The 11,660-nt window shown below is 75.9% G+C and carries 12 protein-coding genes; 7 read left to right on the plus strand and 5 right to left on the minus strand.

Translation table 11 applies throughout. The features are described 5' to 3' along the window. Window positions 1–43 precede the first annotated feature (43 nt). The 4 genes from LFA75_RS02210 to LFA75_RS02225 are packed head-to-tail and all read left to right on the plus strand — an operon-like array spanning window position 44 to window position 3,478. The gene (locus LFA75_RS02210) at window positions 44–1,027 is read left to right on the plus strand and encodes an amino acid ABC transporter permease (RefSeq protein WP_455428471.1); all 984 of its coding nucleotides are present in this window, start codon (window positions 44–46) and stop codon (window positions 1,025–1,027) included. Next, window positions 910–1,788: an asparaginase gene (locus tag LFA75_RS02215; protein ID WP_225235993.1), complete on the plus strand. Its 879-nt coding sequence runs from the start codon at window positions 910–912 to the stop codon at window positions 1,786–1,788. Before LFA75_RS02210 ends, LFA75_RS02215 begins: the two co-directional genes overlap by 118 nt. Then, window positions 1,785–2,525, plus strand: a complete 741-nt coding sequence (locus LFA75_RS02220) for a copper homeostasis protein CutC (RefSeq protein ID WP_225232137.1) — start codon at window positions 1,785–1,787, stop codon at window positions 2,523–2,525. The genes LFA75_RS02215 and LFA75_RS02220 overlap by 4 nt, the downstream gene beginning before the upstream one ends. Further along, a complete protein-coding gene (locus tag LFA75_RS02225; protein WP_225232138.1) occupies window positions 2,522–3,478 on the plus strand; it encodes an ROK family protein in 957 nt (318 codons plus the stop codon). Before LFA75_RS02220 ends, LFA75_RS02225 begins: the two co-directional genes overlap by 4 nt. Here LFA75_RS02225 and LFA75_RS02230 read toward each other — a convergent pair. Further along, window positions 3,428–4,453, minus strand: a complete 1,026-nt coding sequence (locus LFA75_RS02230; RefSeq protein ID WP_225232139.1) for a baeRF2 domain-containing protein — start codon at window positions 4,451–4,453, stop codon at window positions 3,428–3,430. The genes LFA75_RS02225 and LFA75_RS02230 overlap by 51 nt on opposite strands. Before the next feature lie 283 nt (window positions 4,454–4,736). Between LFA75_RS02230 and LFA75_RS02235 the strand changes: the two genes are divergently transcribed. After that, window positions 4,737–5,606, plus strand: a complete 870-nt coding sequence (locus LFA75_RS02235; RefSeq protein WP_225232140.1) for a DUF4349 domain-containing protein — start codon at window positions 4,737–4,739, stop codon at window positions 5,604–5,606. On the opposite strand, the gene LFA75_RS02240 is transcribed toward LFA75_RS02235, so the two are convergent. From LFA75_RS02240 to LFA75_RS02250, 3 genes are all read right to left on the minus strand, one after another. Then, window positions 5,594–6,313, minus strand: coding sequence for a PIG-L deacetylase family protein (locus LFA75_RS02240; RefSeq protein ID WP_225232141.1), 720 nt, complete (start codon window positions 6,311–6,313; stop codon window positions 5,594–5,596). The genes LFA75_RS02235 and LFA75_RS02240 overlap by 13 nt on opposite strands. Window positions 6,314–6,335: 22 nt before the next feature. Further along, on the minus strand, window positions 6,336–7,943 hold the full coding sequence (locus tag LFA75_RS02245; RefSeq protein WP_225232142.1) for an MFS transporter: 1,608 nt from the start codon (window positions 7,941–7,943) through the stop codon (window positions 6,336–6,338). Between the two features lie 62 nt (window positions 7,944–8,005). Beyond that, entirely contained in the window at window positions 8,006–8,359 is a 354-nt protein-coding gene (locus tag LFA75_RS02250; RefSeq protein ID WP_225232143.1) for a DoxX family protein, read from the minus strand. A gap of 24 nt (window positions 8,360–8,383) precedes the next feature. Between LFA75_RS02250 and LFA75_RS02255 the strand changes: the two genes are divergently transcribed. Continuing rightward, the gene (locus LFA75_RS02255; protein WP_225232144.1) at window positions 8,384–9,139 is read left to right on the plus strand and encodes a sulfite exporter TauE/SafE family protein; all 756 of its coding nucleotides are present in this window, start codon (window positions 8,384–8,386) and stop codon (window positions 9,137–9,139) included. Then, entirely contained in the window at window positions 9,136–10,386 is a 1,251-nt protein-coding gene (locus LFA75_RS02260) for an SLC13 family permease (RefSeq protein WP_225232145.1), read from the plus strand. Before LFA75_RS02255 ends, LFA75_RS02260 begins: the two co-directional genes overlap by 4 nt. Before the next feature lie 190 nt (window positions 10,387–10,576). On the opposite strand, the gene nadA is transcribed toward LFA75_RS02260, so the two are convergent. Then, window positions 10,577–11,608 (minus strand): quinolinate synthase NadA, encoded by a 1,032-nt coding sequence (gene nadA / locus LFA75_RS02265; RefSeq protein WP_225232146.1) that lies wholly within the window; start codon window positions 11,606–11,608, stop codon window positions 10,577–10,579. Window positions 11,609–11,660 lie beyond the last annotated feature (52 nt).

The following is an 11,660-nucleotide window of genomic DNA, read 5'->3' on the forward strand; positions in this document are numbered from 1 at the left end:
CTCGGTGGTCAGCGTGCTGGTCCTCGCCGCCCTGGTCGCCCTCATGCTGCGCCAGTTCGCCTGCCGCGGGCAGCTGGACGCCGACCGCTGGACGCCGTTCCTGTCCTGGCCCATCTGGGAGTACCTGCTCGTCGGCCTGCGCGGCACGCTGCTGGCCGCCGCGGTGGTCGCCGTCCTCGGCGGGGCGCTGGGCGTGCTGCTGGCGCTGGGTCGGCTCAGCCCGCTGCGGCCGCTGCGCTGGCTGTGCACCGGGTTCATCGAGGTGTTCCGCACCCTGCCGGTGCTGCTGCTGATCTACCTGATGCTCTTCGGGCTGCCGGCCTACGGCATCAACCTGCCCGTGCTGTGGAAGCTCGTCGTCCCGCTGACCATCGCCAACGCCGCCGCGTTCGCCGAGATCGTCCGGGCCGGGGTGCTCAGCCTGCCGCGCGGCCAGACCGAGGCCGGCTACTCCCTCGGCATGCGCCGCCTGCAGGTCATGCGGGCCGTCGTGCTGCCGCAGGCGCTGCGCGCGGTCACCCCGTCGCTGGTCGTCCAGCTGGTCAGCCTGCTCAAGGACACCTCGCTGGGCTACGTGGTCGCCTTCACCGAGCTGCTCTACCGCGCCCAGGTGCTCAGCGCCTACAACCGCCTGCTGGTGCAGACCTTCCTCGTCGTCACCCTCGTCTACCTGGTGGTCAACGGCCTGCTGTCCGCGCTGGCGTCCCGGCTGAAGCGCCGGACGACGACGGCGAGCTCGGCGAGCACGGGGTCAGGCACGGGAGGCCTCCACGGCGGGTGCGCCCGGCTGGGCCGGGGTNGGCGCACCCGCCGTGGAGGCCTCCCGTGCCTGACCCCGTGCTCGCCGAGCTCGCCGTCGTCGTCCGCTCCGGCCTCGTGGAGAGCCGCCACCTCGGCTCCCTGGTGGCGCTGGCCGCCGACGGGTCGACCGTGCTCGAGCTGGGCGACCCGGACGCCGTCGTCCTGCCGCGGTCGACGACCAAGCCGCTGCAGGCCCTGGCCTGCCTGGAGGCCGGCGCCCCGCTGAGCGGACCCGCGCTGGCCATCGCCGCCGGGTCGCACACCGGGGAGGACCGGCACGTGGACGTCGTCCGGGCGATCCTCGCGCAGGCCGGGCTGGACGAGTCCGCGCTGCGCTGCCCGCCGGACCTGCCCGAGGACGAGGAGACCCGGCTGCGGCTGCTGCGCGCCGGCGAGAGCGCCTCCCGGGTGCGGATGAACTGCTCGGGCAAGCACGCCGCGATGCTGCTGGCCTGCACCACGAACGGCTGGCCCACCGAGGGGCACCTGCACCCCGACCACCCGCTGCAGCGCCTGGTGCGCGACGTCGTCGCCCGGGAGACCGGGACGCCGGTCGGGCACACCGCCGTCGACGGCTGCGGCGCGGCCCTCTTCGGGACGACGGTGCGCGGCCTGGCCACCGCCTTCCGATCGCTCGCGCTGGCCACCGACGGCCCCGCCGCGCAGGTCGCCGCCGCGATGCGGGCGCACCCGGAGTTCGTCGGCGGCCGCGGGCACGTGAACACCCGGCTGATGGCCGACCTGCGCGGCGTCGTCGCCAAGGGCGGGGCCGAGGGCGTGATCGGCGTGGCCGGGCCGGGCGGCCAGGCGGTCGCCATGAAGGTGGTCGACGGCAGCCCGCGGGCCACCACCGTCGTGGCGCTGGCCGTGCTCCGCGGCCTGGGCGTGGACACCACCGCCGTCGCCGACCTGACCACCGTGCCCGTGCTCGGCGGCGGCGTGCCGGTCGGCGAGGTCCGGCCCGGCGCGGCCCTGGCCGCCTGGTGACCGCCGTCGAGATCTGCGTCGACGACGTCGAGGGCGCCCTGGCCGCCGGGTCGGCCGGCGCCGACCGGGTCGAGCTGTGCGCCGCGCTGTCCGAGGGCGGGGTCACCCCGAGCGCGGGCACGCTCGCCGCGGTCGGGTCCCGCGCGCCGGCGCTGTCGGTGACCGTGCTGGTCCGCCCGCGCGGCGGGGACTTCGTGCACTCGCCGATCGAGGTGTCCGTGGTCTGCGCCGACATCTCCGCCGCCCGCAGCATCCTGCCGGTCCTCGGGGTCACCGTCGGCCCGCTGTCCCCGCGCGGCCGGGTCGACCGGCGCGCCCTGGACGCGATGGTCGCCGCCGCCGGCAGCGCCCCGGTCACCTTCCACCGGGCCTTCGACACCCTGGCCGACCAGCCCGGCGCGCTCGAGGAGCTGGTCGACGCCGGGGTCACCCGCGTGCTCACCTCCGGCGGCGCGGCCACCGCGCTGGCCGGCGCCCCCGCCCTGCGGGCCCTCGTCGATCAGGCCGGCGACCGGATCGAGGTGATGGCCGGCGGCGGGGTCCGCGCCGACCACGTCGCCGAGCTCGTGGCCGCCACCGGGGTGCCCGCGGTGCACCTGCGCGCGCCCCGGACGGTGCCCTCGCTCGGCCACCGCAGCGCGACCGCCGTCGGCTACGACACCGGCACCCGGACGATCACCTCGACCGAGCAGGTGGCCGCCGTGGTGGCCGCGCTGGCGACCGGGCGGCCCGGGTGAACGCCGTCCTGGGGCTGGACGTCGGGGGGACGACGACCAAGGCGCTGGTGGTCGCCACCGACGGCACCGTGCTGCACGAGGAGCGCCGACCCACCGCGCACGCGACCGACCCGCTCCCCGGGCTGGCCGCCGAGCTCGACCGGCTGACCGCGCTGGCCGCCGACCGCGGTGCCGCCGTCGTCGGCGCCGGGGTCGTCACCCCCGGGCTGATCGAGGAGTCCACCGGCACGGTGCGGTACGCCTCCAACCTGGGCTGGCGGGACCTGCCGCTGCGCGCGGGGCTGCAGGAGCGAGTCGCCGTCCCGGTCACCACCGGCCACGACGTCCGGGCCGCCGGACTGGCCGAGCAGCTGCTGGGCGCCGCCACCGGGGTGGCCGACGTGCTGCTGCTGACCATCGGCACCGGCATCGCCTCCGCCCTGGTCAGCGGCGGGCGGGCGCTGACCGGCGGGACCGGGGCCGCCGGCGAGGTCGGGCACGCCCCGGTCCGCCCGGGCGGCGAGCTGTGCCCCTGCGGGCAGCGCGGCTGCCTGGAGGTCTACGCCTCCGGCGCCGGGGTGGCCCGCCGGTACGGCGCCCGGACCGGGACGGCGTTCTCGGCTGCCGAGGTGGTCGGCCGGCTGGGGTCCGACGCCGTGGCGCGCGAGGTGTGGGCCGACGCCACGTCCGCCCTGGCCGACGCGCTGGTCACCGCCACCCTGTTGCTGGACCCGTCGGTCGTGGTGCTCGGCGGCGGGCTGACCGCGGCCGGGGCGGACCTGTTGGACCCGGTCCGCGCCGGGCTGGCCGCCGGTCTCACCTGGCGCCCGCCGCCGCCGGTGCACCTGACCGGGCTCGGCCCGCTGGCCGGGTGCCTGGGCGCGGCGGCCCTGGCGATGACCCACGCCGGGCTCGGCGACCACCTAGCCGGGTGGGCCCGCGGCCGGCGGCCGGTCCCGACCGGCACCGGCTGAGCGGCGGTCAGTCCCCGGTCGTCGAGGTGTAAGCGTAGCGGAGCACGGCGCCGACCGTCTGGCCCGGAGGCATCGCGTCGGCCGGCAGGAGACGACGTCGACGTCGGTGGCCAGTGCGGCCCGCACCAGCACCCGGTCCGCCGGTGCCAGCACCCCGTCGCCGACGCCCAGGCCGGCCAGCTCTTCGGCGGTGGCCCCGATGGCGACGGGGTCCGCGCCGGTGGTCAGCTGCTCGTCGGTCGGCTGGTCGCCGAGGACGAGGGTCTCCACCTGCCCCTTGCGCAGGGCGTCGAGGACCGGGCCGACGCCCTGCACCGCCAGCCCGTGCGCCCCGGCGGCGTCCAGCTGCTCGCGCAGCTCGGCGGCCCGGCGGGCCTCGGGCTCGGCGACCACCTCGTCGGCCCGCAGGGCCACGCCGGACAGGTCGGCGCCGTCGCCGCGGCCGCCCGCGTCGGTGGTGACCACCAGCGGGCCGACGTCGGTCGGCAGCTGGTCCAGCACCAGCCGGCGCGCCCGTTCGTCCCCGGCCACCAGCACGAACGCGGCGCCGGTCTGCCGGGCCCGCCGGCCGACCCGGTCCGCCACGGCCTGCGCGTTGGACCGCCACACGTCCTCGGTGCTGTGCTGCACCGACAGGTCGCCGATGCCGCCGACCTTCACCTTGTGCAGGAACAGCGTCTGGCCCTCGATGCTCTCCTCGCGCTCCAGGCCGGGCGCGCCGGGCGACCGTGACGTCGGCCCCGAGGCGGTCGACCACGACCACCACGTACGGCACCCGGCCGGGCAGCTGGCGCAGCAGCGGCAGCAGGTCGGGCAGCGGGGCGAGGTCGACCACCTCGCGGACCGGCGGGCCCACCAGTGCGGTGTCGGTGACCACGGAGCCGTCGCCGGCCACGACCAGTGCCCGCCCGGTGCGCGAGCCGTCGTCGTCCAGCAGCCGGGTGCGGACGGCGTCCACCACCGCGTCGGCGGCACCCAGCTCGGCCAGCCGCTCGGTCGCGGCCCGGACCCGCAGCTCGAGCTCGGTCTGCGCGGACTCGCCGGTGTGCGTGACGTCCAGGGCCACGGTGGCGAAGGGGCCGGGGGCGGCCAGGACGGGCTGCAGCATCGACACGTTCACGGGGGACCTCCAGGGAGGGTTCGTCGGTCGTGCCGGGCTACCCGACGCCTCCGGGCCGGTACACCTGGACCCGGCGGCACCGTCACGATCGGGCATCGATGCTGGTCCGGGCGCTGCGCCCGGTCCTACGGTCGGCCGATGCGACGCACCTGGTGCCTGCTGCCCCTGACCGCCGTCCTGCTCGCCGGCTGCTCGGGCAGCGGTTCGACCAGCGACTCCGGCAGCTACTCCGCGGCCGCCCCGGGCGCGGAGCTCGCCACCCCGGACGACGCGGCCGAACCCCGGCAGGTGGTCACGACCGCCTCGGCCTCGCTCGTGGTGGACGACCCGCGCGCCGGTGCCCAGCAGGTCAGCGAGCTGGTCGAGGACGCCGGCGGCCGGGTCGACCAGCGGTCGGAGCAGGCGGGCGCGGCCGGCGGGCCCGGGGACCTGCCCGGGGAGAGGCCCGGGGACGTCGCGGACCTGGTCGTCCGGGTGCCCGCCGACGAGCTCACCGACCTGCTGCGCGACCTGGAGGACCTCGGCGAGGTCGGCAGCGTCTCGATCACCCGGGACGACGTCACCGGCACCGCGCTGGACCTGGACGCCCGGATCTCCGCCCTGCAGACCCCGGCCGACCGCCTCGAGTCACTCATGGCCGGGGCCACCACCACCGAGGCCCTGCTCGACGCCGAGCAGGCGCTGTCGGAGCGGCAGCAGGAGCTGGAGTCGCTGCAGTCCCAGCGCACCGCGCTGGCCGACCAGGTCGAGCTGTCCACGCTCGCGGTGCACCTGGCCCAGACCGAGGCGGCCGCCGACCCGGGGCGCAGCGGCTTCCTCGGCGGGCTGGACACCGGCTGGCAGGCGCTCACCACCGCAGTGGGCGGGGCGGTCGTCGTCCTGGGGGTGCTGCTGCCCTGGCTGGTCGTCGCCGGGCTGGTCGGCCTGGTCGCGCTGGTGGTGCACCGCCGACGCCGCCGGCCGGCCGGTGCCCCGGTCGGGGACGAGCTGCCGGCTCAGCCCCAGTAGAGCCGGAAGCCGACCCGCCGTCCGCCGTCCTCGGTGAGCGTGGCCTGGTCCACCACCTGGCGGGCCTGCTCCTCGACCGGGACGTCGGGGCTCAGCACCTCCAGGTAGCGCCGGTGCTCGGTGAGCGAGGCGACCGCCGCCTCGACGCCGGAGGTCACGTCCACCGCGTGCGGCGGCTCACCGATCGTCTGCACGGCCACGTACTGCGTCCCCGACCAGGGCTCGTCGACGAGGTCCGGGAAGATCCACTCGTTGCCGGCGTCGGCGACGGCGTCCAGCACCGACCGCGACAGCGCCCGGTGGTCGGCGGAGTTCCAGGCCGCGGGGGTCACGTCGGGCCCGGTCCAGGTGTCCCCGCCGTGCAGGGTGACGACCAGGTCGGGCCGGTGCCGGCGGATCGCGCCGGCCAGGTCGCGGCGCAGCTGCGGGCCCTCGACCACGGTGCCGTCGCGGTGGTCGAGGAACTCCACCTCGGTGACCCCGACGACGGCGGCCGACCGCCGCTCCTCCTCCTCGCGCAACGGGCCGGCCTGCGCCGGCGGCATCCCCGCGATGCCGGCCTCCCCCCGGGTGGCCAGCAGGTAGTGCACCTCCTTGCCGGCCGCCGTCCAGACCGCGACGGCGGCGGCCACGCCGTACTCGATGTCGTCGGGGTGCGCGGCGACGACGAGCGCGCGGGACCAGTCGGCGGGGAACGGGGCAGGCATGCCGCCGAGTGTGCCGCGCCGGTCAACGGACCGGCGCCGCGTCCCCCTCGGGCAGGTGGTCGGGGGTGTGCGGCGCCTCGTGCCGACCGGCCCCGTGCTCGCCGTCGGCCCCGTGCTCGCCGTCGGCCTGGTGCCGGCCGCGGGCCGCGGCGCCGTCCTGCGGGCTCGGTCCGCGGACCATGAGGACGACGAGCACCGCGCCCACCAGCCCGGCGGCACCGGCGACCAGCAGCACGTCGCGCAGGCCGTCGGCGTAGGCGGCGGCCAGCAGGTCCGAGAGCCCGGCCCGGCGGTCGGCCGGTGCCGAGGCCAGCAGCTGCTGGGCCTGGCCGCTGGACAGCGCGGACTCCGTCGCCGCCGGGTCGGGGGCACCGGCGTCGGTCAGCGCGCGGGTGGTGCCCGCGGCGAACACCGACCCCAGCACGGCGACCCCGACGGCGAAGCCGAGCTGCCGGGCGGTGTTCACCGCGCCCGAGGCCATCCCGCCGCGCTCGCGGGGCACCGAGGCCAGCGCGGCCGAGGTGACGACCGGGTTGCAGATGCCGACGCCCAGGCCGAGGACCGCGAGGCCGGGGACCAGGATGCCCCAGCTCGCGCCGCCGTCGACCCGGGCCATGAGCAGCGCGCCGCCGCCGATCAGCGCCAGGCCCACGGCCAGCACGATGCGCGGGGAGCGGTCGGTGAGCGTCTTGCCGACGACGGCCGCGGTCACGAAGCTGACCGCCGACAGCGGGATGAAGACCAGGCCGGCCTGCAGCGGGGTGAGGCCGAGGATCGACTGCAGCCACAGCGACAGGTAGATGCTGTTGGCGAACGCGGCCAGGTTGAGCAGCAGCGAGCCGATCATGATGCCGCTGAACCGGCTGGTGCGGAACAGCCGCAGGTCCAGCATCGGGGCCTCGCGGTGCAGCTCGAGGAACACCCAGCCGACCAGGACGACGACGCCCGCGGCGATCGGCCCCCAGGACCCGACGGTGGACCAGCCGTTGGACGCCGCCTCGACCAGGCCGTAGACCACCGCGCCGGCGCCGAGGGTGAACGTGGCGATGCCCGGGACGTCGGGGTGCGGGGCACCGGACTGCCGGGACTCCTCCACCACCGCGATGGTCAGCACGACGGCGAACAGGCAGATCGGCAGGTTGACCAGGAAGATCCAGCGCCAGGAGATCCCGGTCAGCAGCCCGCCCAGGATCGGCCCGGCCGCGGCGGCGGCGCCGACCACGGCGCCCCAGATGCCGAACGCGGTGCCGCGGTCGCGGCCCCGGTAGATGGCGTTGAGCAGCGCGATGGTGGTGCTGAACATGGCGGCCGCGCCGATGCCCTGCACCGCGCGGGCGGTGATCAGCAGCTCGGCGTTCGGGGCCAGCCCGCAGGCCAGCGAGCTGACCGCGAAGAGCACCAGCCCGCCCAGGTAGAGCCGCCGCCGGCCGTACAGGTCGGCCAGCGACCCGGCGCCCAGCACCAGCGCGGCCAGGCCGAGGGCGTAGATGTCGACCACCCACTGCAGCTGGTCGAACGACGTCCCCAGGGACGTGGCGATGTCGGGCAGCGCGACGTTCACGATGGTGACGTCGATCAGGAGCATGAACGTGCCGGCACAGACCGCTATCAACGGCCACCACTTGCGCATGACGCCCACCATGCCCGGTGGTTGCCCCCCTCAACCTCCCGGGCCTGCGGAAGCGCTGCTGGTCACACTCCGCGGGCGACCCGCAGGGCGACGGCGACCATCGGCACCTGGAACGGCAGCCGGGCCAGGGCGACCGCCCGCCGGCGTCCGTGCAGCACCCGGACGGTGTGCAGGTGGGCCGGCACGAAGGCCGCCAGCAGCCCGGCCGCGGCCCAGCCACCCAGCGACCGGGTCGCCGGGACGGCGAGCAGGCCGGCGGTGGCCAGCTCGACCACCCCGCTGCCGGTCACCCACGGCCGCGCCGGGCCCAGCTCGGGCGGCACCATCCAGTCGAAGGTCGTCGGTCGGACCAGGTGCAGCACCCCCGACCCGCCCAGCGCCACGGCCAGTCCTGCTGCTCGCACGTCGATCCCCATCCCGGAACCGTAGGCTCGCCGCTCGTGTCCGTCGTCGACCTGCTCATCGCCGCCGGGGTGGCCCTGCTCGCCGGGGGGATCAACTCCGTCGCCGGCGGTGGATCGCTGATCCTCTTCCCCACCCTGGTCGCCCTCGGCCTGCCCACCGTGGCGGCCAACGTGACCAACTCCGTGGCCCAGTGGCCCGGCTACCTGGGCGCGGTGGTCGGGTTCCGCGACCACTACCGCGGCCAGCGCACCCGGCTGATTGGCATGTCGGTGGTCGCCGTCCTCGGCGGGACGGCGGGCAGCATCCTGCTGCTGACCACGCCGTCCTCGGCCTTCGACACGATCGTGCCGGTGCTGGTGCTGCTGGCCAGCCTGCTCATCGGGTTCCAGCCGCTGCTGACCAAGCGGCTGAAGGCCAACGAGACCGACGGCGAGCGCCGGGACCCGGTGTGGCTCTACGTCGTGGTCTTCCTCGCCTGCGTCTACGGCGGCTACTTCGGCGGTGCGCTGGGCGTCATCCTCACCGCGGTGCTCGCGGTCGGGCTGGGCCGGCTCAAGCTGGCCAACGCCATCAAGAGCCTGCTGGCCCTGGTCACCGCCAGCACCACCGTGGTGGTGTTCGGCATCTTCGGCCCGGTCGACTGGCAGCTCGTCGCCGTCTGCGCCCCCGCGGCCCTGGTCGGCGGATACCTCGGCGCCAAGGTCGCCACGCGGATCCCGAGCACCCCGCTGCGGGTGTTCATCGTCGTCTTCGGCGTCGCGGTGGCGGTCTACCTGTTCCTCCGGTCGTGACCGTCGACGCGGTCGCCCTGGTGGTGGCCGGGGTCATCCTGGTGGCCGCCCTGGCCGCCGCCGTCGTCGACTCCCCCCGGCTGCCCGCCGCGGCGGTCGCCGTCCCCGGGGCGTTGCTGCTGGCCGCGGTGGGCATCGTCGGATGGCCGGAGGCCGAGGACACCGTCCGGGAGGTCGCGCCCACCGTCGGCTTCCTGGTGGTCATCCTGCTGCTGAGCGACCTGGCCGACCGGGAGGGCCTGTTCACCTGGTCGGCCGCGGTCACCGCCCGCCGGGCCGGCCGCTCGTCGCAGGCGCTGCTGGTCCGGGTGGTCGCGCTGTCCGCGGTGGTCACCGCGGTGCTGTCCCTGGACGCGACGGTGGTGCTGCTGACCCCGGTCGTGCTGGCCACCGCGGCCCGGATGCGGGTCCCCGCCCGCCCGCACGCCTACGCCGCCGGGCACCTGTCCAACTCGGCGTCGCTGCTGATGCCGGTGTCCAACCTGACCAACCTGCTGGCCTTCGCCGCGACCGGGCTGACCTTCCTGCACTTCACCGCGCTGATGGCCGGGCCGTGGGTGGTCGCCGTGCTGGTCGAGTACGCGGTCCTGCGCCGGGTGTTCCGGTCCGACCTGGCGGTCCCGGTGGGCGAGCCGGTGGACGACGTCCCGCCGCCGCCGGTGCTGGCGCTGGTGGTCGTCGGGCTGACCGTCGTGGGCTTCGGGGTGGCGTCGCTGACCGACATCGCCCCGGTGTGGCCCGCGCTGCTCGGCGTCCTGGTGCTGGCCGGCAAGCAGCTCGTCCGCCGCCGCACCCGGCCGGCCGAGCTGGTGGTCGCCGCCAACCTGCCCTTCGCGCTGTTCGTGTTCGGGCTGGCGGTCGTCGTCCTGGCCCTGCAGGTCAACGGGCTGGAGCGGCTGCTCACCGCGGTGCTGCCGGCCGGGGACGACCTGCTGGCGCTGCTGGGCGTGGCGGCGGTCTCCGCGGTGCTGGCCAACGTGCTCAACAACCTGCCCGCCACCCTCGCCCTGCTGCCGGCGGCCGCGGTGGGCGGCCCGCCGACGCTGCTGGCGGTGCTGATCGGGGTCAACGTCGGCCCGAACCTGACCTACGTCGGGTCGCTGGCCAACCTGCTGTGGCGCCGGGTCTTCGCCGCGACCGGGGAGCAGTCCCCCAGCGCGGCCCGCTTCAGCCTCGTCGGCCTGGCGACGGTCCCGCTCACCCTGGTGCTGGCGACGGTCGCCCTGTGGGCGGCCCTCCAGGTCTAGGCCTCCCGCCACCGGGCGCGGCAGGCATGGGAGCCCATGCACCCACCTCCAGACACCGTCCCCGGGTGCATGGGCTCCCATGCCGGGGTGGGTCGGTGCGTGAGGCAAAGGAACCTCTGCACCCCCTATCCGCGCGGATAGGGGGTGCAGAGGTTCCCTTTGCCCGCCGTGGGCGAGGGTGTAGCGCCGGCTATTCGCCGCCGCGGCCGGGGTCGCCGATGGCGATCATCGCCTCGACGGCCTTGCGGGCGCGGGCGGCGATGTCGGCGGGCACCTCGATCGCGCCGGAGCCGGTCTGCAGGGTCCGCAGCAGCTTGGCCGGGGTGATCATCTTCATGTAGCGGCAGGCGGCGCGGGAGTTCATCGGCAGGAACTCGGTCGTGGAGTTCAGGTTCCGCAGCTGGTGCAGGATGCCGATCTCGGTGGCCACCAGCACCTGCTTGGCCGTGGTGGCCGCGGCGGCCTCGGCCATGCCGCCGGTGGACAGCACCCGGGTGCGGTCGGCGGGCAGGTCGCCGTTGCTCACCAGGTCGAGCACCGAGGTGGTGCACCCGCACTCGGGGTGCACCAGGATCTCGGCGTCGGGGTGGGCGGCGACCTGGGTGCGGACGTCCGACGGTGAGATGCCCGCGTGCACGTGGCACTCCCCCGCCCAGATCCGGATGTTGTCCCGGCCGGTGACCCGCTTGACGTGCGCACCGAGGAACTGGTCGGGGCAGAAGAGGATCTCGCGGTCGGCCGGGATGGACCGGACGACGTCGGCGGCGTTGGACGACGTGCAGCAGATGTCGGTCTCGGCCTTCACCGCGGCCGTGGTGTTGACGTAGCTGACGACGACCGCGCCGGGGTGCTCGGACTTCCACTCCCGCAGCTGCTCGGCGGTGATCGAGTCGGCCAGGGAGCAGCCGGCGTCCAGGTCGGGCAGCAGCACGGTCTTGTCCGGGGACAGGATCTTGGCGGTCTCGGCCATGAAGTGGACGCCGCAGAACACGATCTCCCGGGCATCGGTCTGCGCGGCCACGCGGGACAGGTAGAGCGAGTCGCCGGTGTGGTGGGCGACGTCCTGGATCTCGGGCACCTGGTAGTTGTGCGCCAGCACGACGGCGCCGCGCTCGTCGGCCAGCCGGCGGACCTCGGCGGCCCACTCCTCGTACTGCGCCGGGCTCAGGGTGCGCTCGTCCCCGGTCGGAGCTGCGGTCACGGGCGGGGCTGCGGTGGTCACGTCAGGTTCTCCTCGGTCGGCGACGGTGACGATGATCCCCCGTCGCCGCCAC

It is taken from the genome of Klenkia terrae (assembly GCF_900491935.1).
GTDB lineage: Bacteria > Actinomycetota > Actinomycetes > Mycobacteriales > Geodermatophilaceae > Klenkia > Klenkia terrae.